Genomic DNA, 20,956 nt, shown 5'->3' on the forward strand with positions numbered 1-20,956 from the left:
CCACGAATCGCCCCTACCGTCGCAGGCACCAAACCTGCGAGGAGACACAGTGATTCATTCCAAGGTCCGGGTTGCGCTGGCCGCGGTGGCCGGTGCCGCAGTACTGCCCTTCGCCGTCGGGTGCTCGTCCGGTTCGGCAGCTGCCGAGCAGCCGTCGGGTAACCACGACGCGTTCGTGCAGTGCATGACCGAGCACGGGGTGTCCGCACCGCCCGGTGGAGGCCACTCCGGGCCACCCCCGGAGGGTGCCCCCGGGCCGCCGCCCGAGGGTGCAGGCGGGCCGCCTGGTTCCCCGGCCGACGGTGCAGGCGGACCGCACGGGTCCCCGGCCGACGGCTCTCCGCCACCTGCTCCGCCCGGCGTCGATCAGCAGACGTGGGACGCCGCGACGCAGGCCTGTGGGTCGCTGATGCCGGGGCCGCCGCCGTCGCGCTGACCTGCTCGTGGACCGGGCCGGTAACGCCTACGCTGGCGAGATGAGCAACACCGACCCCGCGCCGACTGAAGTCGATTGCGTCGCTTCACCGTTCGCGGGTGTCCTGCACCCACGCGAGGTTCCGCTCGGCGGCCCGCGGGCGATCCGGGTGCGGCGCACCCTCCCGCAGCGGGAACGCTCGCTGATCGGCGCGTGGTGCTTCGCCGACCACTACGGCCCACACGACGTGCGCGGGGGCACGGGTATGGACGTGCCCCCGCACCCGCACACCGGGCTGCAGACGGTGAGCTGGCTGTTCAGCGGCGAGGTCGAACACCGCGACAGCGCCGGCGTGCACGCGATGGTGCGGCCCGGCGAGCTGAACCTGATGACCGCAGGCGCAGGCATCTGCCATTCCGAGGTGTCCACGGGGGCCACGGAGATCCTGCACGGCGCCCAGCTGTGGGTGGCGCTGCCGGAGTCCGACCGCGACACCGACCGCGATTTCGCCCACTACGCGCCGACTCCTCGGCAGGTCGGCGCGGTCACGACGCGGGTGTTCCTCGGGGAACTCGAAGGCCAACGTTCCCCGGTGCACACGTTCACGCCACTGCTCGGTGCGCAACTCGACCTGGATCCGGGAGCCGAGGTCAGCCTGGACGTCGACGACCGCTTCGAACACGGGGTGCTCGTCGACCGGGGTGATGTCGAGGCCTGCGGGTCCGCGCTGGCGGTCGCCGACCTGGCCTTCCAAGGCACCGGCCACCACCGGTTGCACCTGCTCAACCGCGGGGACATCCCGGCCCGGGTGCTACTGCTCGGTGGCACACCGTTCACCGAAGACCTGGTGATGTGGTGGAACTTCGTGGGGCGCAGCCACGAGGACATCGCGCGTTTCCGTGAGCAGTGGCAGAACCACGACGCCCGCTTCGGGGCGGTCGAGGGTTACCGCGGCGCCGTGACACGGCTCCCCGCACCGCCGCTGCCGAACGCCACCCTGCGTCCCCGGCGCCATCCCGGGGTATAGAGGACGACATGACGACCGACAAGACAGGCGCCCCCACCGACGTCGCCCAGGAGTCTGACCGCTTCAGCATCTCCGTCGACGGCAAGAAAGCCGGCTTCACCGAGTACGTCGACTTCGGGGACCACAGGAACCAGCGCATCTTCCCGCACACCGAGATCGACGACGCCTTCGGCGGTCGGGGCCTCGCGACGATTCTCGTGGGCGAGGCGCTGGAAGCGACCCGGACTGCGGGGCTGCGGATCGTGCCGGTGTGCGAGATGGTCGCGGGCTTCATCGACAAGCATCCGGAGTTCAAGGACGTCGTCGATCCGGTCACTGCCGACGTCGAGCAGCTGGTGTCCAACCGCTGAGGCTATCCTCTGTGCCCGATGACAACACGGGCCTACTTCCTCCCCGATCGGGATGGTTTCGTGCCGACGGCGCTGGCACGGGGTCCGTGGGGAGGCACCATCAGCGGCAATTACGTCGGAGGCCTGCTCGGCCACGTCATCGACCGCGACACCGGTGACCCGGAGCTACAGCCGGCGCGGCTGACCGTCGACCTCATGCGGCCGGTGGCGATGGCGCCGGTGCAGGTGCAGACCTCGGTGGTTCGCTCCGGCCGGCGGCTCAAGCTGGTGGAAGCCTCGATGACGCAGTCCGGCACCGTCGTCGCCCGAGCCTCGGCGCTGATGCTGCGGCGCGGCGAGCAGCCGCCGGGTCCGCGGTGGTCGACGCCGGTGAGGATGCCGCCGGTTCCGCCGCTGCCCGACCCGCCGCCCAAGCGGGCCGTCCTGATGGTGTGGTCCTACGGCAACAACGGTGACACCCCGGCTCCCGGCCTGGACGCGTGGCGGTACGACGGACCCAAGCGGATCTGGACTTGCGACCTGGGGCCGCTGGTCGCAGGCACCGAGCAGTCCGCGTTCACCCGGGCGGCGGTGGTCGGCGAGATGGCGAGCTCGCTGACGCATTTCGGCGTGGACGGCCTGCCGTTCATCAACGCCGACTACACGCTGACGCTGAGCCGGCTACCGGAGACCCCGTATCTCGGCCTGGCCGCGTTGACGCACTTCAGCCACGCCGGGGTGGCGACGGGGACCGCGGTCGTCGTCGACGAACTCGGCCCGATCGGGACGGCGACGGCCACCGCGGTGGCCAACCCGGGTTTCGACCCGGCGCATCCCATCGGCTAGAGGTACTGCGCGGTGCTGCCCGAGATCGGCATGCCCTGCATGCCGAGCTTGCGGTGATCCCAGCTGCGGGTCCGCGACGGCACCACGCGCACGCAGATGCGGTTGTTCATCATCTGGTCTACGAACGGTCGCATCTCGTCGGTGTAGGGCCCGGTGTAGCGCTCCCAGACGCTGATGCCGACGCGCAGGCTGGTCTCCGGATCGTCGTAGATCTCTGCCTGCCCGTCGATCGACACCCCGCGAAGCGTGTCGTAGGACAGCCCGTCCTCGATCATCACGGTGATCGTCGGATCCCGACGAAGGTTGACGGCCTTCTGCGACTTGGCTTTCGTCTCGAACCAGATCTCTCCGTCGAGCACGGCGTACCACATCGCGACCAGGTGCGGCCGCCCGTTCGGCAGCACGGTGGCCATGGTGGCCGTGCGGCTGCGTTCGATGAACTCGGCGATCTCGCCGTCACTCATCACGATCTTCGCGCGTTCGTTCTTGCCCACGCGTCGATACTCGCAGGTCGCCTCCCGGGCCGTGACCCCGCCCGACGCTAACCCGGCATGTTTCGAACAGATTTGCGACGGGCACCCCGGACGTCATGAGCGACAACACCACACAGGCGCCCCGGGAGAACGCCGAGAAGGACACCTCGCAGTGGGTGACGGGCGACGAACCGATGACCGGCGCGCAGCGCAGCTACCTGCACACACTCGCACAGGAAGCGGGCGCCGACGTTCCCGATGACGCGACGAAGGCACAGGCCTCCGACCTGATCGACGAACTGCAGCATCTTACCGGCCGCGGCGAATAGGGCTGTACTGCAGCGCTATTCGCGCAACCAGTAACCGGGCACGGGACGGCCCGACACCGCGAGCAGCAGGTCGACGGTGCTCCCGCGCACCGCGTCGCCGCGGCCGGCCTCGTAGTCGCTGTCCGTTGCGATCAGCCGCAGACCTTCGGCACGCTCGCGCCCGCCGCCCATCGCGACGGCGGTGCCGACCTGATAGTCCAGTGCCGCCGCGGCGGCGTGGGCGTCGTAGCAGGCCTTGATTCCCAGCGGGCGCCGGATGTCCTCGCCGTGGACGATCGCTTCCACCAGCCGGGTTCGGCGCGGAGCGATCGGTGTCCGGGTCAGCGGCACCACGGCGCGCAGCGCGTCCAGCGTGTCGCGGGGATCGTCGCTGCGCTCCCGGGCGATGCCGAGCGCGTTGTCGGCGTCGAAGTCGAACCTGGCCGCCATCATCCGTCTCGCGAAGCCGACCCTGGTCGTCTTGGCGCTGTCGACGAGGTGGGCCAGCACATCGTGGACATCCCAGCCGGGGCACAGCGACGGCGTCGCCCAGGCGTCGTGCGGTAGCCCCGCGAGGTCATCGGCGAGGCGGGCCCGTTCGGCGTGGACGAAACGCCACACGGCGGCTTTGTCGAACCTCATGCCCGTTGTGACCTTGGGCGGGTGCCAATCTCATCGCTCAGCGGTCGTCGAGGGTGGCCTCGAACGCCACCCGGTCACCTCGGTAGAGCGCGCGCACCACCTCGATCGGCACCCCGTCGACGTCGACGGATCGCCGGTTGAGCAGCAACATCGGCATCGCGGTCGTCGACTCCAGCAGCTCGGCCTCGCGCGGCGACGGTAGCACCGTCTCGATCCGCTCGGTCGCCGAGCCGAACTTCACACCGCGCGCCCGGATCGCCGAGTACAACGAGGTCGTCGGATCGAAGTGCTGTTCGAGATCGCCGAATCGGTGCCGCGGAAGGTAGGTGCTCTCCAAGCCGATCCGCACGTCGTCGGCGAGTAGCACCCGCTCCAGGTGCATCACTCGCGCCGAGGGTGAAACATCCAGTGCGGCCGCGATTTCCGCGTCGACGGTGATGTTCTCCCACGTCACCAGGAGTCGGCCGGGCGTGCGTCCCATACGTTGGGCACCCTCGGTGTAGGACCTCAGCGAAAGCGGCTGGACGAGTTTGGGCCGTGACACCACGGTGCCCCGCCCGCGCCGTTCGATTCTGCCCTCGACCAGCAGTTCGTGCAGCGCCTGGCGCACGGTCTCGCGGGCCACCCCGAACCGCGCCGCCAGTTCACGTTCGGGGGGAAACGGGTCCCCCTCCTGTAGTCCGTCGAGGATGCCGTCGAGCCCCGTACGCACCAGATACGGCTTGGGGACGTTCATCTCGCGAGTTTCTGCGCCAGATCCAGCACCAGGTCGGCAGACGCCCCGACCGCATCCGGATCCTTGGCGGCGTCGTCGTAGCGGCGCAGCCGCAGCGCGTCGGCGCACCACGGGTGCTCGGCGAACTCGGGGTCGACGTGCGCGCCACCCTGTGCCGCAAGCGAGGCCACCGATGTCGGGCTCAGCGCGGCGGTGTAGGCGGGGTCGACGGCGGCCAGGTGCCGCTTGGCAGAGACATGTGCCCCGGCCAGCCAGCCAACCCTCGGCCCGAACCGCGGGGTGATCCAGTCGCGGGCCAGGCCGCAGTGATCGTGCACGTGGGGCCCACCGAGCAAGGGGCTGTGGCCGATGTCGTGCAGCGCGGCTGCCAGCACCAGCTCATCGTCCGCGCCGTCCTCGATTGCGCACGCCGCGGCCTGCATGGCGTGGTCCCACTCGTCGACCATCTCTTCATCCCACACTCCGCGAAGGGATTCCAGCACGGCAGCGGTCTCGGCACGGATCTCTCGGGCTCGCAGTGACATGCCACCACGATACCGCAATTGGTCTATACCAATTGTTTACCGGCTGTTCCCGCGGCCCACATCGTCCGCTTGCGGCAAGGACGTCCGCGTGCAGTTACGTCGGCGGCCATGCAGGTCACCATCATCGGCGCGGGCATCCTCGGGACTGCCCACGCCTGGCACGCGGTGCGGCGCGGTCACCACGTCATCCATCTCGAACGCGAGGTCGAGGCCCGCGGCGCCACCGTGCGCAACTTCGGGCTGGTCTGGGTGTCGGGACGCGCGTCCGGTGAGCTCGAGGCCAGCCTGCGGTCCCGCGCGTTGTGGGAGGAGATCGGCGCCGAGGTTCCCGCAATCGGGTTCCGCCCCTGCGGATCTCTGACTCTGCTGCGCACGCCTGCCGAGGTCGCCGTCGCCGAGGAGGTGTGCGGCAGGGCCGACGCCGCCTCCCGCGGATTCCGGTTGCTCGAGCCTGTCGAGGCGCGCGAGATCAATCCGGTGTTGCGGGGGAAGTTCCTCGCTGCGCTGCACTGTGACCGCGACGGGGCCGTCGAGTCCAGGCAGGCGCTGCCGGCGATCCGCGCGGTGCTCGACGCGACCGGCCGCTACACCTTCGTCCCGGGCACCGAAGCACGCGCGGTGGACGGCACCCGCGTCCACGACGACCGCGGCAACACCTACGACGCCGACGTGGTGATCGTCTGCGCCGGCGCCGCCCACGGCGGGCTGGTGCGGGACCTCGCCGGGGACATGCCGGTGCGCCGGGTCCGGCTGCAGATGATGCAGACCGCGCCGCTGGACGAACAGCTCACCACCGCGATCGCAGACGGCGACAGCCTCCGCTACTACCCCGGCTTCGCCGGGGGTGCACTGGATACGTTGCAGCGCAGCGAGAGCCAGGATCCCGTCGCCGACGAACACCACATGCAGCTGCTGTGCGTCCAGCGGCTGCACGGTGGCCTGACGATCGGCGACACCCATGAGTACACCGAGCCCTTCGACTTCGACGTGACCGAGGCGCCCTACAGCTACCTGACCGGTGTCGTCGAGGAGCTGCTGGGCCGCTCGCTGCCTCCCATCCGTCGACGCTGGGCTGGCGTGTACAGCCAGTGCGTCGATCCCGAACGGCTGGCCTACCGCGAGCAGGTCAGTCCCGGGGTGTGGGTGGTGACGGGCCCCGGCGGGCGCGGCATGACGCTCGGCCCGGTGATCGGCGAACAGACGACCAACGAGATCGGATTGTGACGATGCAACACAACGACATTCAACTGGCGGTCATCGACATGGCCGGAACTACCGTCGCCGACGACGGGCTCGTCGTCGAAGCCTTCGAGGTCGCGGCGGAAGCCGGCGGCCTGCCCGCCGCCGGGCCCGACCGCGACGACGCCCGCCAGTACGTGCTCGACACCATGGGCCAGTCGAAGATCACGGTGTTCCGTGCGCTGTTCGGTGACGAGGCCACCGCGCAGCGGGCCAACGCCTCCTTCGAGGACGCCTATGCCGCGTTGATCGCCGCGGGTCGCGCCGAACCGATTCCCGGTGCTGCGGAGTCACTCTCACGCCTGCGCGATGCCGGTATCAAGGTGGCGCTGACCACCGGCTTCTCCCCCGACACCCAGGGCAAGCTGATCTCCGCGCTGGGCTGGCATGACATCGCCGACGTCGTCCTCGCCCCCGGTGACGGTGTGCGTGGCAGGCCCTACCCGGATCTGATCCTCACCGCGTTGCTGCGCACCGGCGCCGATCGGGTGCAGGCGGTCGCCGCCCTCGGCGACACCGCCAACGACGTGGAAAGTGCGCTGCGCGCCGGATGCGCCATCGCCGCAGGCACTCTCACCGGCGCCCACGACGAACGGCAACTCGTCGCCGCCGGCGCCACCCACGTCGTCGCCTCCGTCACCGACTTCGCCGACCTCCTCCTGCGAGGCTGACCGGCGACACCGCGCACCACGCTCGCGGCAAGCGCCTGGTTGCCGAGATCGCGTCGTGTGCGGTCGTGGGGCGAATTCTCCCGCGTGGAATGCGTTTTCGGCGGTGGGCGCGCCCCGCAGCGCCGAACGTCACTCGGTTGCGGGGTCCGAGTTCTCCGTCCCCGCGGACTCGCCGGTGCCCTGCCCGTCGTCGGTCTCCGGTTCGCCGCCGTCTTCACCGTCGATGGTGTCGGCCGGTTCACCGCCGTCTTCACCGTCGATCGTGTCGGCCGATTCACCGCCCTCTTCACCGTCGATGGTGTCGGCCGATTCACCGCCCTCTTCACCGTCGATCGTGTCGGCCGGCTCAGTCGGCGCTGCCGCCGTGTCGGCCGTCTGCGGATCGTCCGTCTCGAGCTCGTCGACGATGCCGGCCACTTCATCTTCGGCCGGGCCTGCGGGTTCGTCGACGGCCTCAGGCTCGGGAGCGTCGGTGGCGGTCAGCTCGGTCAATTCCTGCTGCCCGGCCTGGTCCTCGATGTAGTCCGCGGCGTCCTGGTCGATCAGGATGCCGAGCGCGATGGGCCCGGGGAACAGGTAGCCCTCGACCGTCAGCGGCGTGACGAGGCCCGGAAGGTTGTCGAAGTCGCCGAACGGAGATCCGTAGCCGCCGTTGAGCACGCCGTCGAGAACCCGCGCGGGGATGTTGACCACCGCGTTGACCAGACCGACGAGGTCCAGTGCTGCCGCCGCGTCGACGACCTCGTCGATCGCCACGCCGAAGGCGGCGACACCACCGAGGATCGGACTCAGCGCGATCTGAAACAGCGCCTGCGGTGCATTGGGCTGGTTCATCAGGATGTCGACATATTCGAAGGCACCGAACACGGTCCTGACCGGTTGCAGAATCACCCTGCCGATCGCGGCCATGGCGGCCGCCCCGTCGCCTTCGCCGAGCGCATCGAAGGCCTCGCCCAGCGCGACGATCTGCTTCTCGATCGTCAACCGGGTCAACGGCAGCGGGTCGGCGAGGTATGCCTCGACGAGCGCTGCGCTGTTCTGCACCGCCCGCACCAGCACCTGCGGGTAGAGCTCCAGCGGGCTGGGGATCGCGGACAGTTGCACCGTCGCGTCGACGACGGGCGCGACCGCGGCGGCAGGCTCGACCGGCGCGCAGGCGATGACCCCGGCACCCAGCAGTGCGACGCCCGCGGTGAACGCCGGCTTCATCGTTGCGATCATGACACTCCCATCCCTGCCCCACGCCCGATGGCGGCAGTCTAGCGGCCGGACCGACGCCACGAAGCGAACTCGGCGACTGTGGCCGTTCATTCGCTGTACATTCCGAATTCACGCTCCTTCACCGTCTTTACGGGCACGTCGAGATAGCGGCTACGCTTCGCGCAGCACCTCAAGCAAAGGAGTGTCATGTCGTCCCCCACCAGCGCTGCAGTGCGCCTCACGGACATCCTGCCGACCGCCGCACCAGGCGAGATCCAAGCCTGGCTCAGGTCGGTGGCCGGGCCCGCCGAGCGCCGGCATCAGGTGTCGAGGTTGAGCCGAGCCGAATTGCGCCGCCTCGGTGAGGTTCTCGACGGCAGGACCGCCGAGATCCTGCTGGAATCATTGGACGACGAACTCGCCGCGCGCGCCGTCACCGCGATGGACGCCGCGGTGGCCGCCACCCTGCTCGCGGGTCTGGACACCGACCACGCCACCGACATCCTGCGCGAGATGCGCGCCCCCGCACGCGACTCGGTGCTTTCGGCGATGCCGGCGGACCGGTCCGAGGCATTGCGCCGAGTCCTCGAATGGCCCAGGGAGTCGGCGGCCGCGCACATGATTCCCGAGGCGCTGGCGATCACCTCTGAGCTGACCGTCGCCGACGCGGTCGAGCAGCTGCGCCGTGATGCGGTGGAGCTGCGTGTCGATGCCCACACCAGCGCCTACATCTACGTCACCGACCGCGACCGCCGCCTGCTGGGCGTCGCAGCGTTTCGGGATCTGGTGCTCGCCGATCCCGGTCGGCACGTCTCGGAACTGATGAACGACGACCTGCTCTGGGTGTCCCCGCTGACCGACGCCGAAGAAGCGGCCCAGGCGCTCGAGGACCACAACCTGGTCGCGGTACCGGTCGTCGACGCGGACATGCGACTGCTCGGCATTCTGACCCAGTCGACCGCCGCCGAGATCGCCGAGGAGGAGGCGACGGAAGACGCTGAGCGCCAGGGCGGTTCGGAGCCACTCGACATGCCGTACCTGCGTGCGTCGCCGTGGCACCTGTGGCGCAAGCGCATCGGCTGGTTGCTGCTGCTGTTCGTCGCCGAGGCCTACACGGGCACCGTGTTGCGCCACTTCGAGGAGGAGATGGAGGCGGTTGTCGCGCTAGCCTTCTTCATCCCGCTGCTGATCGGCACCGGCGGCAACACCGGCACACAGATCACCACCACACTCGTGCGCGCGTTGGCCACCGGCGACGTCCGGTTCCGGGACGTGCCGTCGATCGTCGCCAAGGAGCTGTCGACCGGCATGCTCATCGCGCTGACGATGGCCCTGGCCGCGGTGATCCGGGCGTGGACATTGGGCGTCGGCCCCGAGGTGACGCTCTGCGTCTCGCTGACCATCGGCGCGATCGTGCTGTGGTCCTCGTTCATCGCATCGATCCTGCCGCCGCTGCTGAAGAAGTGCCGCCTCGATCCCGCGCTGGTGTCCGCGCCGGCCATCGCCACCATCGTCGACGGCACCGGGCTGATCATCTACTTCTGGATCGCGCACCTGACACTGGCGCAGCTGCAGGGACTGTGACCTCCTCCCACCACTGAACCCTGCCGAAATCGCATTCCACGTGGGGTTTTCGCGTCTTCATCCGCGTGGAACGCATCTCGGCGCAGCTACTCAAGCCTTGCCGTTGCGCGTGCGATGCTTGCACCCGGGCCAGCAGCACGGACGACGCATGCCCTCCTCCAACTCCTCCTGCGTGCGCCGGATCCGCCGCTCCCGGGTCTTCTGCTGCTTGGCGTCCTCGACCCAGCAGATGAACTCGTTGCGCGCCAGCGGGGTGATGTCCTTCCACGCGGCGAGCGCGGACGCATTTCCCTCCAGCGCGGTACGCAGATCGGCGGGCAGTTCGTGCACCACACCGCCGGGCACTCGATGGCTGCTCACGGCGCCAGAGTAGCGCCACCGCGGCCGACCGTTCGTATGCGACGATCGGGGCGGCCGGAACGGGAGGATCATGGCGGTTTCAGTGTCGACGGTGCGGGACTCGAAGCCCGACCGACTGGTGGACGCCGCCGATGCCACCGGCAGGCACCGCTCCGAGCTGCAGACCATCATCGCGGGCCAGCGCGAGTCGCTCTCGCACCTGCAGGAACACTGGTCGGGGCAGGCGGCCTCGGCGGCCCTCGCGCGGGGGCTCGACGACATCGCCAGGCAGGACCGGGTCGCCGGGCGGCTGCTGAACCTGGAGTCGGCGCTGCGCAACGGCGGCCTGCAGATGGGCGCGCTGCGGGACGCACTGCTCGATCTGGTGTCGTCGCTCGAACGGTTCGGGTTCGCCGTGGCCGACGACGGGACAGTCACCCCCGAGCAGTGGCTGGTCGGACAGTTCCTCGACAGCCTGGCCGACAAGTTCACCGGGTTCCTGCAGAAGATGCTGCAACTGTTCACCGACCTCGACGAGAACACCGCCGCCGCAATCGACCAGGCCGCCGGCGTCGACATCCCCAACCCGCCCGTCGAGGTGGGCGGGCAGGACATCCATATCCCGTCGCCGGACACCGACCCCGCCGACGTCAAGCAGTGGTGGGATTCGCTCAGCGAGCAACAACGCCGCGAGCTGATCGACCGGCACCCGCCGATGCTGGGCAATCTCAACGGGATTCCCGCGGAAGTCCGCGACCAGGTGAACGTCGCCGTGATGGACGACGACCTGGACCGGGTGCAGAACGTCGCCGACCGCAACGGGGTGTCCACCGACGAGGTGGCGGGCAACCCGGGCCGCTACGGGCTGACCGACGGCGACGTCACCCGCTACCAGAACGCCAAGAGAACGCAGGAGGGCCTGCTGCACCAGCTCGGCGCCCAGGACGGCGAGACCCGCCGCTACAGCGAGATCGGCGAGCAGGAACGCCGCGACAAGAACTGGCGACCGACGATGCTGTGGGCATATGACCCGCAGGCCTTCGACGGCAAGGGCCGCGCCGCGGTGTCGATCGGCAACCCGGACCGGGCGTCGAACACGGCGGTCATCGTGCCGGGCACAAGCGCCAGCGTCCGCGACGGCTGGTTGTCCGACGGGCACAACGACGCGATCCATCTCTACGGCCAGTCGCTCAAGGCGGCCCCCGCCGACCCGACGGCGGTGATCTCCTGGATGGGCTACAACACCCCCGAGAGCTTCACCGACCCCAACATCGCCAACACCGGCCTGGCGCGCGCCGGCGGCGATGCCCTGGCATGGGATGTCAACGGACTCAACGTGACCCACGAGGCGGGTGTGCCCGAGCACGTGACGGTCATCGGGCACTCCTACGGTTCGACGACGGTCGCCGACGCGTTCGCCAACAGCGGTATGCAGGCCGACGACGCGATCCTGCTCGGCAGCCCGGGTACCGACGTGGCACGCAGCGCCGCCGACTTCAATCTTGACGGCGGGCAGGTGTACATCGGTGACGCGTCCACCGACCCGGTCGGTTGGCTGGGCCAGATGGGCAACACGCTGCCCGGCGAACTGAACGACTCCCTCGGCAACATGGTCGGTCCGACGGCCGGCCTCGGCGCCGACCCGGCGTTCGAGGATTTCGGCGCGACACGGTTTCGGGCCGAGGTGCCCGGCGCCGACATGATCGACCCGTCGGACCATTCGTACTACTACACCGTCGGCAGCGAGTCGCTGCGCAGCATGACCGAGATCGTCACCGGCAACGGCGGGCGCCTCGACGAGCTCGGGCTGCTGGCCCAACCGCGCACCGAGCTCACGGTGTCGACGCCGCAGCAGCTCGACGTCCCGGTCCTCGGCGAGGTGCCGTTGCCGCACCTGGAGGTCGAGACGCCGGTGATCTACGACCCCGAATGGAATCGGGCGGGAGGATCGGTGACCAATGACCACGGGTATTAGTCGTCATGTCGCGGCTCTGCTCATCGCGATGTCAGCTGTAGGAGGATGCTCACCGATGTCCCCATCCGACCAGAGCACACCGAAGGCGGACGGGCCCACCGCCCCACCGCCGTCAGACGCCGAATCCCGCGCACAGGTGGTCGACACCGCCAAAGACGTTGTGCGGGCGGCAGATCTGCGCGTGACTTACGCGAGCTTCCAGTGGGAGTGGTGCAACGACCAGGGCGATCCTCCGTTCCACGGCCGGGTCGACATGGCGTTCGAGGTGCCGCCCGGCGCCGACAGCCAGGGCCTGGGCCGGCAGATCGCGGCCACCCTCGCCGAGCTGCCGGGCTGGGCGCCAGGGCCACCACCGGGATTCCAGCCCGCGGGCGACGTCGTCCACAGGGGCGGTGTCATGGTGATCGTCGGTCCGGGAAACTACCCCGAGCGTGGCGCGGTCGAGATCTACGGTGAATGCCGCAACATGAACGACCACCGCGACGACAACGAGCTCACCGACATCACCGCCGAGGTCCGGGCCGGCTGAGCGTCAGCGCGGGACGTCGGGTGGGGTGATGGAACGCGGTGAAAGGTTCAGCGAACGAACATGTTCGGCCACTGCACCGAGGCTGGACACCCACACGTCGTCGTGGTCGAGCACGTAACGCATCAGCTCACCCAGCTCGGCGGCCCGGGACGGCCGGCCGGTGAGGAACGGATGGTTGGTCAGCACCCAGCAGCCGCCCACCTTCCGCAGCGCGTCGAATTCCGACTGCCACAGCTCCCGCGCCTTGCGCGGAGTCTCGATCAGTCCGCTTCCGGAGATGTCCGGCAGGAAGCAGTACTGCTCCCAGTCGTCGAGTGCCCATTGGATGGGGATCTCGACCAGCGACTCCTGCGCGCCGGGGGTGATCGCCAGTTCGTAGGGATGGTCGGCGTCCATCAGGCTCGAGTCGTACAGGAAGTCACGCTCGGCCAGCAGCGCCGGGGTGCGCCAGGACAGGTCCCACATCGGGGCGCGGTATCCCACCGGGCGAACCCCCGCCACGTCGGCCAGGGCGGCCAGCCCGCGGTCCAGGGCGTCGATCTCCTGCTCGAGGGTGAGCGCGGTGGGCTGCTCGTGCAGGTAGCCGTGGTGGGCGATCTCGTGCCCGGCGGCGACGATGCTGCGGACGGCTTCCGGGTACCTGTCGGCGGTGTGCCCCGGGACGAAGAACGTCGACGGAACCTGGTGCTGCTCAAGCAGATCCAGGATCCTCGGGATGCCGACCAGCGGCCCGTAGGCCTGATGACTCATCACGCTCATCCGGGCGCCGACACTCTCGTTGCCCCACAGGATCGCGGACTCAGCGTCGACATCGAAGGTGAACGCGGCGGCGGCGGTCTTCCCGTCGGGCCAGCGGAAGCGGTCCATCACCCGACCATAAGGCTGATCAGCTCGTAGGCGAGGTTCGCCGCGGCCACGGCGGTGACCTCGGCGTGGTCGTACGCCGGCGCCACCTCCACCACGTCGGCGCCGACGATGTTCAGCGCCCGCATCGCCCGCAGCACCGCGACCAGCTCGCGACTCGTCATCCCACCGATCTCGGGTGTCCCGGTACCCGGCGCGAACGCCGGGTCCAGCACGTCGACGTCGATCGACACGTACACCGGGTGCTCGCCGACACGCTCGAGCACACGCTCGATGACCCCGTCCACCCCGATGCGGTCGATCTCGCGGCAATGCACCGCGGTGAAGCCCAACTCGGCGTCGTCGAGCAGGTCCGCGGCATCGTAGAGCGAGCCCCGGATACCGACGTGGGCGGAGTGGCCCTTGACGATCAGACCCTGTTCGGAGGCGCGCCGGAACGGGGTGCCATGGGTGCACGGCGCCCCGAAATAGGTGTCCCACGTGTCGAGGTGGGCGTCGAAGTGCACCAAGGCCACCGGGCCGTGCAGCTCGTTGACGGCCTGCAGCGCGGGCAGCGCAATGGTGTGGTCACCACCGAGCAGAACGAACCGCTGTTCGGGGCTGGTGACCAGGCCGAGGATTCCGTCCTTGATCTGCTCCACCGCGGTGGTGATGTCGAACGGGTTGGCGGCGATGTCACCGGCGTCGACCACCTGCGCGGTCGCGAACGGCGACACCTCGAGCGCCGGGTGATACGGCTTGAGGAGCCGCGAGGCCTGACGGATCGCGGCGGGACCGAAGCGCGCCCCGGGCCGGTAGGTGACGCCGCTGTCGAACGGGACCCCGATGACGGCGATGTCGTGCGAGGCGACCTCGTGTCGTTGCGGCAGCCGCGCGAACGTGCCGAGCCCGGCATAGCGCGGCACCTGCTGGGCGTCGATCTGCCCGAGCACGCCGGATTCCGAGCGCATCCGCGGGTCGTTCTGCATTGTTGCCTCCTCCTTCTATGCCCGAGTCCGCGTCGAGCCGCCGTTACACGAGATCACCTGTCCGACAACTGCTTCCAGATCGAAGTCGGACAGCAGCTCGACTGCTACGGCCACTTCATCGGCGGAACCGATGCGTCCCAACGGGATCGCTTCGGCATATCGTCGGTGGATGTCGTCGAGGCCGACCCCGGCAGCGTCGGCGTCGACCTGCAGTTGGGGGGTGTCGATCACGCCGGGCGCCACCGCGTTGACGATGATGTGCTCGCGGGCGAGCTCCCGGCCCAGCGTCTTGACCAGTGAGATCAACCCGGACTTGGCGGCCGCGTAGGCCGTCGCCTCCGGCCAGCCCGTCACACCCCATTCACTGGCGATGACGACGATGCGGCCGGCCCCCGTTCTGCGCATGTGAGGCAGCACGCTCTGCACCAGGAAGAAGGTGCCGCCGAGGTTGGTGTCCACCACCTTCCACCAGTCGTCGTCGGCGTGCTCGAGCAGCGGCGCCATCGTCATGTAGGCGTGGTTGGCCACCAGCACATCGAGCCGACCGGTGGTGGCGGCGACGTGGGTGGCGAGGGCGCGGCAACTCTTCGGATCGGAGACGTCCCCGGGCGCGGTCAGCCCGCCGATCTCGGTCGCCAGGGCGGTGAGCGCGTCGCTGTCTTCGCGGTCGTTGACCGCCACCGTGGCGCCGGCGGCCGCCAGTCGCCGGGCGTGCGCGGCGCCCATGCCTCGGGCGGCGCCCGTCACCAAAGCGACCCGGCCGCGCAGGTCGGTGCTCATATCACCGCTCCCGAGTTCACGTTGACGACGTCTCCGGTGCTGAAAGTTGCGTCGCAGACCAGGTATTCGACGCAGCGGGCCACTTCGGCCGGTGTGGTGAGCCGGCGCAGCGGCAGTGTCTGCAGATATTCCGGTGCGCGCCAAGGTGAATCGGGGGCCAGCAGCGGGGTGTCGGTGGGTCCGGGGGCGACCGCATTCACCCGCACCCCGCTGCTGGCGGTCTCGACGGCGAGGCTGCGCACCAGCCCGAGGATGGCTCCCTTGGCGGCCGCGTAGTGGGCGTCCTCGTCACCACCGCCGACGGCGAGTTCACTGGCCACCGCGACCAGTGACCCGCGCGTGGCGGTCAGGTCCGGCAGGGTGGCGCGGGCGACGTTGACCAGCCCGCCCAGGTGCACGCGCAGCATCCGGCGCCACGCGTCCTCGCTGATGTCGGACACCGGAGCCATCTCGTAGTAACCGGCCGAGGTCACCACGGCGCTGACCGGCCCAAGCCGGTCCTGCAGTTGACCCACCGCGCGGGCCACCGCGTCGGCGTCGGAAACGTCAACCGCCCAGGTGTTTTCGGCGGGTCCGGGGTTCAGGTCCAGGCACCCGACGGTGTACCCGCGCGCGGTGAGCGCCTCGACCACCGCGGCGCCGATTCCGCTGGCGCCGCCGGTGACCAGGGCTACCGGCTGGTCAGTCATCCACCAGTGCCCGGTCGTCCTGATCCTGCGGTGCGGCGATCCGGGACTTCACGGTTGCGAACAACACCGCTCCGATCATCCCCAGCACCACGACGCCGATCCAGACCGACCAGTCCAGGTAGCGCTGCTCGAAAGCGACTCGGGGCCAGGCGATGTTGAGGAACTGGAGCACGGCCCACACCACGGCCACCACCGCGACCGGCAGCGTCAATCCGCGCAGTGAGAACGACGCGGGCTTCCAGACCTTGCGCAGGACCACCACGAGGAAGCCGATCAGCGGGAACAGGAAGGCCAGATAGAACCCGCCTGCGGTGAAGTTGACCATCAACGAGTAGATGTCTCCTGCGACGATGCTTAGCAGGAACAGGCCCGCTCCCAACACCGTGGTGACCAGGATCGCCACCACCGGGATGCGGGCGCGCCCGCGCAGCTGCACGAGTGTGCCGGCGGCAGGTAGTGCGCCGTCACGGGCGTAGGCCCAGATCACCCGGGACGCCGAAGTCTGCAGCGCCAGGAAGCTGGCCAGGAACCCGATGACGAACAGGACCTGGACGGGCTTGGCGATGCCGGAACCCAGCGCGGTGGTCAGCGTCTCGTACACCGGATCGCTGACGGCGCCTTCGGCGACCGCGTCGAGGTCCGGGATGGCCAGGATGATGGCCAGGCTGGAGTAGCCCACCACCAGCGCGATGAAGGCCAGCGAGAACAGCACGGCCTTGGGTAGGTCCCGGCCCGGGTGGTGCACTTCCTCGGCGATGGAGCCGGCGCTTTCGAAGCCGACGAAGGACCAGCCGATGAACGCGACCGCCAACAGGAACGGACCGCCGAGGTAGGACCAGAGGTCGACGTCGGTGCCGCCGCCTTCGAACAGCACCGACAGCGAGTTCTGCCGGTGGAACATCAGCAGCCACGTGCCCAGCACGACCGAGCCGATGACCTCGGCGATGATGCTGCCGATCATGAAGATCTTCAGCGCCTGACGGCCGACCAGGTTGACGGCCGTGCCGGCCAGCAGGATCAGCAGGGCGATCCAGGCCAGGGTGCCGCCCGACGCTTCTTCGATGCCGACGATGTGGGCGACGAAGCCGGCCGCGCCCAGCGCGACGGTCGCCATCGCGATCACCAGCGTCCACATGTAGACCCACCCGGCGAACCAGCCGTACGTGCTGCCCAGCAGGCGGCGGGACCACTGGTAGATGGATCCTTCCAGCGGCCAGCGCGACACCAGGGTGGCGAACACCAGGGCCACCAGGAACTGTCCGGCGAAGACCAGCGCGAAGCCCCACCAGAAGCTCGGCCCGGCGGCCGACAGGGCCAGGCCGAAGATGCCGTAGAGGGCGACGATCGGCGAGATGAAGGCGAAGGCGAAGGCGAACGCCGACCCCAGCGAGAATTCGCGGCGCAACTGTGGCGGCTGCTCCGCCGGGCTGACCGATATCGACATGGCACGAACTATCACGCCGGACATCCACCGACGCCAGTGGTTGACGCGAAGACGCCAAGATCGCACCGTGGCAGGGGGCCGGCGTTGAACGATCGCACAACGCCGAGCCGCCGGCGTGTGACGGCCGCGTTACGCTCCGTGGATGTCGGAGGTGCACGCTGAACCAGCTGCACCGACCCTGCGCGACCTCGCGACGGCCGGGCTCGGCTTGTCGGTTCCCGACGGCACGGCCCAGGAGCTGGATCGGCCCGTCAGCTGGGTGCACACCACCGAGATGCGCGATCCGTCCCGATACCTGCGCGGCGGTGAGTTGGTGTGCACCGTGGGCATCAGCCTGCACACCGACCAGGACTGTGCGACGTTCGTCGACGCGCTGTCACGGGCCAGGGCTGCCGGCGTGTGTTTCGGGGTGGGCGACGAGCACGACGCCGTGCCCGAGGCGCTGCTGGCGCAGTGCCGGCTGCACGGTCTGCCGCTTTTGGTGGCGCCGCCCAGTGTGCCGTTCAGTGTGGTCAGCCGCTTTGTGGCCGAGTACTGGCTGGGGTCGGAGATCGCGGTGGCGCGGGCCACCAATGCGCTGGTGCCTGAACTGCTTTCCTCGCTGCGCCGGCACGATTCGCCGCGGCAGCTGCTCGACAGCGCCGGGCAGCTGCTCGGCTGCTACTTCCTTCTGGAGCCCGAAGGCGGCGCGGACTCCGACGACGACGCGGTGACGGTGCCGGTGCCCGGCCTCGGCACGCTGGTGTGGGTGGGGCGGGGCGATCATCCGGAGCCCGCGCTGCTGGATCTGATCGCGCGGTTCGTGCGCGCCGCGCAGGGCGAGCGCGACATCGAGGCCGCACTGGCCCGGGAGCGGGTGGGTCAGCTGCTCTCACTCGTGGAGCGGCGGATGTTGTTGCCGGACGCGCTGAGTCAGCTGCTGGAGTGGCCGGGGTTCTCCGCCGGTGAGATCGCGTGCTCGGCGTGGCCTGCCGGTGCCGGTGCGCTGGTGTCGATGGCGTTTCCGGACGCGTTGATCGGTGACGCGCCGGATCTGTGCCTGATGCTGACGGTCGGGGCGCTGGAGGTGACCGACGATCTTGCGTTGCCGACAGGGCATTCGGCACCGGTGCCGTTGACCGACATCGGGTCGGCGATCGCGCAGGCCCGCATCGCGTTGACGTTGGCCGAGCACCGCGGCGGGCGGGTCGGGCCGGATCAGTTGAGCACGCTGGAAAGCCTGTTGGAGCAGTTGCCGCTGGCGCAGCTGGCGCCATTCAAGCAGCTGTTGATCGCCCCGCTGGCCGAGTTGGACAGTCAGCGCGGCACCCAGCACGTGCGCACGCTGCGAGTATTCCTGGCGTGCAACGGATCCCTGAGCGAAACCGCCAAGGAACTGTTCCTGCACACCAACACCGTGCGGCACCGGCTGTCTCGGATTCAGGAGATCACCGGGCGAGACCCGTTGCAGCACAACGACCTGACGGCGTTCGTGATCGGGTTGTGGGCAGCCGACCGGGCGGAGCGGCCAGCCGGGTTGTGAGGGTGCGGCGGCCCACCGCTTTTATACACCCGCACCTTCGGCACGGGCTCGATGCCGTGTCGGAGGCTGGTCCGATCGCTTCTCTCCGGCCGGACCGGCAAACCCCAGATTTCTGGGATGGTTTCGGCCTTTGACGGCCCATAACTTCGACGCCGCAATGATCTGACGCTGTGGGCCAGAAGGATCGTGGACGCCCGTGCACCGCCGCACGGTGATGGCGACCCCATCCGGTCTGCGGCCCGCGACAGGGGTGGGAAGAGCATGGGCAGACATTCGAAGGTTTCCGGAATCGGTTGGGCAGCATGGGTTACGAGTGGAATCGCCGTGCACGTGACGGTTGTCGTCGCCTGCACGTATGTGAGCGGCGGCCCGTTGGCCGCCACCGACTTGGCAGCGGCCACCAGCATCTTCGTCGATGGTTCTAAACCGATCCTGGGAGGACGTGAGGACGGGGTGCCGTTCTACCGGATGGCCGACTCGTTCAAGGGCGGCTATAGCGGCCCGGAGTACATCGAGAACTTCGTCATCTATCCGCGCAGCCTCGGCGCGCTCACCGGCTGGGGCGATCCGACCTACGACGACTCCGAGGACGAAGGCACCGTCAACACGATCGACGCGGTCCGGAATGCCAAGAAAGACACCGCGTTTCGGGCCGGTGATCCGATTCGCATCGTCGGATACTCGCAAGGAGCAGGAGCAGCCTCGGCCGCGATTCCCGAGCTGGAAGGCGGCGAATTCGCTGACGACAACATTCAGTACGTCCTGGCAAGCAACCCGTCCCGCAACGACGGCGGCATCCTGACACGGTTTCCGAAAGGGACCTACCTGCCGATCATCGGGGTGTCCTTCGGTGACGGGGTGAGCACGACCGACCCGGATACCGACGTCGTGCAGGTGACCAAGCAATACGACGGCGTGGCAGACGCGCCGGACTACGTGCTGAACGTCGTCGCCGACGTGAACGCCGTTCTTGGCTTCGCCTACCTGCACTCCGGCTACTACAAAGACGTCGAGCGCGTCGACCCCGAGACCCTCGACCCCGACGACCCGCCGGCCGGAATGCTCGTCTCCACCAACGCCGCCGACACCGTCACCGATGTGGTGCTCGAGGCGCCCGAGGGCGAGCTGCCGTTGACCATGCCGCTGCGCCAACTCGGTGTGTCTGACGACGTGGTTGTTGCACTCGACCCGTTCCTGCGCTCGGTGATCGAGACCGGCTACGACCGGCCGGTCGGGTCGGGCGAGTATCCCGACGAACCGGAACCGTTCAGGTTGGTGCCACCGGCCGATCAATGGGAGTCGGACGCCGCATCTGTCGCCGAGGGGCTAGCGGAGACCAAGCGCCGCCTCGCCGCGCTGCGCGACACCGACACGGGCGCAGGCCAAGACGCGAGCGATGACGACGCCGGGCCACTCGCGACGGGATCAGAGGACGCCGATCGGCACGACCGCCGCACGCCGTCATCGGAAGTCGACACGACGGACACCATCCACGGCCCCTCATGGTCGGACGAAGACGCGACCGACGACACCGACAGCGGCAATCCCCAGAAGGTCGGCCCATCCTCCGATCACGTTGGCTGGAACCAGATATCGCGGGCATCCGCCCTATCGCCGGGAGCGGACGCTGCCGCCGGCACGCCGCCAGCCGAGTCCACCGCGCACCCGGATGACGATGCCCGCCGATCGCCCGAGTCGGAGCCGCTGCAGCGCAGCGAGAAGACCCGCCGTCGCGGGGCATCGTAGGAAGGGATCGAGCGGATCCGTCGAGGCCTGATTAGGTTGCTGGACAACGGGGAATGCGGGCAGCCGGACCACCGGCGCTAGCGCAGCGTTGACCGGTGCCACACGA

23 protein-coding genes are annotated in these 20,956 nt (G+C 69.1%); 12 read left to right on the forward strand and 11 right to left on the reverse strand.

Going from position 1 to position 20,956, the window contains the following annotated elements; translation table 11 throughout:
* Positions 1–49: 49 nt before the first annotated feature.
* The 4 genes from BN976_RS33520 to BN976_RS05955 are packed head-to-tail and all read left to right on the forward strand — an operon-like array spanning position 50 to position 2,617.
* Positions 50–436: a hypothetical protein gene (locus BN976_RS33520; protein ID WP_145977919.1), complete on the forward strand. Its 387-nt coding sequence runs from the start codon at positions 50–52 to the stop codon at positions 434–436.
* Positions 437–476: 40 nt separating this feature from the next.
* The gene (locus tag BN976_RS05945; RefSeq protein ID WP_036369301.1) at positions 477–1,442 is read left to right on the forward strand and encodes a pirin family protein; all 966 of its coding nucleotides are present in this window, start codon (positions 477–479) and stop codon (positions 1,440–1,442) included.
* 8 nt (positions 1,443–1,450) lie between these two features.
* Positions 1,451–1,792: a GNAT family N-acetyltransferase gene (locus tag BN976_RS05950; protein WP_011777386.1), complete on the forward strand. Its 342-nt coding sequence runs from the start codon at positions 1,451–1,453 to the stop codon at positions 1,790–1,792.
* Positions 1,793–1,810: 18 nt separating this feature from the next.
* Entirely contained in the window at positions 1,811–2,617 is an 807-nt protein-coding gene (locus BN976_RS05955) for an acyl-CoA thioesterase domain-containing protein (protein ID WP_011777385.1), read from the forward strand.
* Here BN976_RS05955 and BN976_RS05960 read toward each other — a convergent pair.
* Positions 2,614–3,111, reverse strand: a complete 498-nt coding sequence (locus BN976_RS05960; protein WP_011777384.1) for a pyridoxamine 5'-phosphate oxidase family protein — start codon at positions 3,109–3,111, stop codon at positions 2,614–2,616. The genes BN976_RS05955 and BN976_RS05960 overlap by 4 nt on opposite strands.
* 95 nt (positions 3,112–3,206) lie before the next feature.
* Here BN976_RS05960 and BN976_RS05965 point away from each other — a divergent pair, with 95 nt between their 5' ends.
* Positions 3,207–3,419, forward strand: a complete 213-nt coding sequence (locus tag BN976_RS05965) for a DUF3072 domain-containing protein (protein WP_036368703.1) — start codon at positions 3,207–3,209, stop codon at positions 3,417–3,419.
* A gap of 15 nt (positions 3,420–3,434) precedes the next feature.
* Here BN976_RS05965 and BN976_RS05970 read toward each other — a convergent pair whose 3' ends face one another.
* Genes BN976_RS05970 through BN976_RS05980 form a run of 3 tightly spaced genes read right to left on the reverse strand, consistent with a single transcriptional unit; the run spans position 3,435 to position 5,300 of the window.
* Positions 3,435–4,040, reverse strand: coding sequence for a maleylpyruvate isomerase family mycothiol-dependent enzyme (locus tag BN976_RS05970; RefSeq protein ID WP_011777382.1), 606 nt, complete (start codon positions 4,038–4,040; stop codon positions 3,435–3,437).
* Positions 4,041–4,077: 37 nt separating this feature from the next.
* Positions 4,078–4,776 (reverse strand): GntR family transcriptional regulator, encoded by a 699-nt coding sequence (locus BN976_RS05975; protein WP_011777381.1) that lies wholly within the window; start codon positions 4,774–4,776, stop codon positions 4,078–4,080.
* On the reverse strand, positions 4,773–5,300 hold the full coding sequence (locus tag BN976_RS05980) for an HD domain-containing protein (protein ID WP_049778002.1): 528 nt from the start codon (positions 5,298–5,300) through the stop codon (positions 4,773–4,775). The genes BN976_RS05975 and BN976_RS05980 overlap by 4 nt, the downstream gene beginning before the upstream one ends.
* Before the next feature lie 108 nt (positions 5,301–5,408).
* Here BN976_RS05980 and BN976_RS05985 point away from each other — a divergent pair, with 108 nt between their 5' ends.
* Both BN976_RS05985 and BN976_RS05990 read left to right on the forward strand, forming a co-directional pair.
* Entirely contained in the window at positions 5,409–6,524 is a 1,116-nt protein-coding gene (locus BN976_RS05985) for a TIGR03364 family FAD-dependent oxidoreductase (RefSeq protein ID WP_036368705.1), read from the forward strand.
* A gap of 2 nt (positions 6,525–6,526) precedes the next feature.
* On the forward strand, positions 6,527–7,210 hold the full coding sequence (locus tag BN976_RS05990; RefSeq protein WP_036368707.1) for a phosphonatase-like hydrolase: 684 nt from the start codon (positions 6,527–6,529) through the stop codon (positions 7,208–7,210).
* A gap of 129 nt (positions 7,211–7,339) precedes the next feature.
* On the opposite strand, the gene BN976_RS31985 is transcribed toward BN976_RS05990, so the two are convergent.
* Positions 7,340–8,431: an ICP22 family protein gene (locus BN976_RS31985; RefSeq protein WP_051558298.1), complete on the reverse strand. Its 1,092-nt coding sequence runs from the start codon at positions 8,429–8,431 to the stop codon at positions 7,340–7,342.
* Positions 8,432–8,617: 186 nt separating this feature from the next.
* Between BN976_RS31985 and mgtE the strand changes: the two genes are divergently transcribed.
* The gene (gene mgtE / locus BN976_RS06000; protein WP_036368709.1) at positions 8,618–9,994 is read left to right on the forward strand and encodes a magnesium transporter; all 1,377 of its coding nucleotides are present in this window, start codon (positions 8,618–8,620) and stop codon (positions 9,992–9,994) included.
* A gap of 90 nt (positions 9,995–10,084) precedes the next feature.
* On the opposite strand, the gene BN976_RS06005 is transcribed toward mgtE, so the two are convergent.
* Positions 10,085–10,354 (reverse strand): YdeI/OmpD-associated family protein, encoded by a 270-nt coding sequence (locus BN976_RS06005; protein ID WP_036369309.1) that lies wholly within the window; start codon positions 10,352–10,354, stop codon positions 10,085–10,087.
* A gap of 70 nt (positions 10,355–10,424) precedes the next feature.
* Between BN976_RS06005 and BN976_RS06010 the strand changes: the two genes are divergently transcribed.
* Positions 10,425–12,308 (forward strand): alpha/beta hydrolase, encoded by a 1,884-nt coding sequence (locus BN976_RS06010; RefSeq protein WP_036368711.1) that lies wholly within the window; start codon positions 10,425–10,427, stop codon positions 12,306–12,308.
* 55 nt (positions 12,309–12,363) lie between these two features.
* The gene (locus tag BN976_RS06015) at positions 12,364–12,837 is read left to right on the forward strand and encodes a lipoprotein LppJ family protein (RefSeq protein ID WP_105387342.1); all 474 of its coding nucleotides are present in this window, start codon (positions 12,364–12,366) and stop codon (positions 12,835–12,837) included.
* A 3-nt stretch (positions 12,838–12,840) separates the two neighbouring features.
* Here the strand turns inward: BN976_RS06015 and BN976_RS06020 are convergent, their stop codons facing one another.
* The 5 genes from BN976_RS06020 to BN976_RS06040 are packed head-to-tail and all read right to left on the reverse strand — an operon-like array spanning position 12,841 to position 17,582.
* Positions 12,841–13,704: a polysaccharide deacetylase family protein gene (locus BN976_RS06020; protein ID WP_036368713.1), complete on the reverse strand. Its 864-nt coding sequence runs from the start codon at positions 13,702–13,704 to the stop codon at positions 12,841–12,843.
* Positions 13,704–14,669: an agmatinase gene (speB, locus tag BN976_RS06025; RefSeq protein ID WP_036368714.1), complete on the reverse strand. Its 966-nt coding sequence runs from the start codon at positions 14,667–14,669 to the stop codon at positions 13,704–13,706. The genes BN976_RS06020 and speB overlap by 1 nt, the downstream gene beginning before the upstream one ends.
* 15 nt (positions 14,670–14,684) lie before the next feature.
* On the reverse strand, positions 14,685–15,449 hold the full coding sequence (locus BN976_RS06030) for an SDR family NAD(P)-dependent oxidoreductase (protein ID WP_011777370.1): 765 nt from the start codon (positions 15,447–15,449) through the stop codon (positions 14,685–14,687).
* On the reverse strand, positions 15,446–16,138 hold the full coding sequence (locus tag BN976_RS06035) for an SDR family NAD(P)-dependent oxidoreductase (RefSeq protein ID WP_011777369.1): 693 nt from the start codon (positions 16,136–16,138) through the stop codon (positions 15,446–15,448). The genes BN976_RS06030 and BN976_RS06035 overlap by 4 nt, the downstream gene beginning before the upstream one ends.
* Complete coding sequence (locus tag BN976_RS06040) at positions 16,131–17,582, reverse strand: APC family permease (protein WP_036368717.1); 1,452 nt, start codon at positions 17,580–17,582, stop codon at positions 16,131–16,133. Before BN976_RS06040 ends, BN976_RS06035 begins: the two co-directional genes overlap by 8 nt.
* Before the next feature lie 142 nt (positions 17,583–17,724).
* Here BN976_RS06040 and BN976_RS06045 point away from each other — a divergent pair, with 142 nt between their 5' ends.
* Both BN976_RS06045 and BN976_RS06050 read left to right on the forward strand, forming a co-directional pair.
* Complete coding sequence (locus tag BN976_RS06045) at positions 17,725–19,104, forward strand: PucR family transcriptional regulator (protein WP_011777367.1); 1,380 nt, start codon at positions 17,725–17,727, stop codon at positions 19,102–19,104.
* 330 nt (positions 19,105–19,434) lie between these two features.
* Positions 19,435–20,850 carry a PE-PPE domain-containing protein gene (locus BN976_RS06050; protein WP_158498002.1) on the forward strand — a complete coding sequence of 472 codons (1,416 nt, stop codon included), beginning with the start codon at positions 19,435–19,437 and terminating at the stop codon, positions 20,848–20,850.
* The last annotated feature ends 106 nt before the right edge of the window (positions 20,851–20,956 follow it).

This window comes from Mycolicibacterium austroafricanum, assembly GCF_000612725.1.
Classification (GTDB): domain Bacteria; phylum Actinomycetota; class Actinomycetes; order Mycobacteriales; family Mycobacteriaceae; genus Mycobacterium; species Mycobacterium austroafricanum.

Excerpts from the sequence above, each read along its gene's own strand:
- BN976_RS05945 (WP_036369301.1), top strand. The coding sequence starts at position 477 with ATGAGCAACACCGACCCCGCGCCGACTGAAGTCGATTGCGTCGCTTCA.
- BN976_RS05950 (WP_011777386.1), top strand. The coding sequence starts at position 1,451 with ATGACGACCGACAAGACAGGCGCCCCCACCGACGTCGCCCAGGAGTCT.
- BN976_RS05955 (WP_011777385.1), top strand. The coding sequence starts at position 1,811 with ATGACAACACGGGCCTACTTCCTCCCCGATCGGGATGGTTTCGTGCCG.
- BN976_RS05965 (WP_036368703.1), top strand. The coding sequence starts at position 3,207 with ATGAGCGACAACACCACACAGGCGCCCCGGGAGAACGCCGAGAAGGAC.
- BN976_RS05970 (WP_011777382.1), bottom strand. The coding sequence starts at position 4,040 with ATGAGGTTCGACAAAGCCGCCGTGTGGCGTTTCGTCCACGCCGAACGG.
- BN976_RS05975 (WP_011777381.1), bottom strand. The coding sequence starts at position 4,776 with ATGAACGTCCCCAAGCCGTATCTGGTGCGTACGGGGCTCGACGGCATC.
- BN976_RS05980 (WP_049778002.1), bottom strand. The coding sequence starts at position 5,300 with ATGTCACTGCGAGCCCGAGAGATCCGTGCCGAGACCGCTGCCGTGCTG.
- BN976_RS05985 (WP_036368705.1), top strand. The coding sequence starts at position 5,409 with ATGCAGGTCACCATCATCGGCGCGGGCATCCTCGGGACTGCCCACGCC.
- BN976_RS05990 (WP_036368707.1), top strand. The coding sequence starts at position 6,527 with ATGCAACACAACGACATTCAACTGGCGGTCATCGACATGGCCGGAACT.
- BN976_RS31985 (WP_051558298.1), bottom strand. The coding sequence starts at position 8,431 with ATGATCGCAACGATGAAGCCGGCGTTCACCGCGGGCGTCGCACTGCTG.
- mgtE (WP_036368709.1), top strand. The coding sequence starts at position 8,618 with ATGTCGTCCCCCACCAGCGCTGCAGTGCGCCTCACGGACATCCTGCCG.
- BN976_RS06010 (WP_036368711.1), top strand. The coding sequence starts at position 10,425 with ATGGCGGTTTCAGTGTCGACGGTGCGGGACTCGAAGCCCGACCGACTG.
- BN976_RS06015 (WP_105387342.1), top strand. The coding sequence starts at position 12,364 with ATGTCCCCATCCGACCAGAGCACACCGAAGGCGGACGGGCCCACCGCC.
- BN976_RS06020 (WP_036368713.1), bottom strand. The coding sequence starts at position 13,704 with ATGGACCGCTTCCGCTGGCCCGACGGGAAGACCGCCGCCGCCGCGTTC.
- speB (WP_036368714.1), bottom strand. The coding sequence starts at position 14,669 with ATGCAGAACGACCCGCGGATGCGCTCGGAATCCGGCGTGCTCGGGCAG.
- BN976_RS06030 (WP_011777370.1), bottom strand. The coding sequence starts at position 15,449 with ATGAGCACCGACCTGCGCGGCCGGGTCGCTTTGGTGACGGGCGCCGCC.
- BN976_RS06035 (WP_011777369.1), bottom strand. The coding sequence starts at position 16,138 with ATGACTGACCAGCCGGTAGCCCTGGTCACCGGCGGCGCCAGCGGAATC.
- BN976_RS06040 (WP_036368717.1), bottom strand. The coding sequence starts at position 17,582 with ATGTCGATATCGGTCAGCCCGGCGGAGCAGCCGCCACAGTTGCGCCGC.
- BN976_RS06045 (WP_011777367.1), top strand. The coding sequence starts at position 17,725 with ATGTCGGAGGTGCACGCTGAACCAGCTGCACCGACCCTGCGCGACCTC.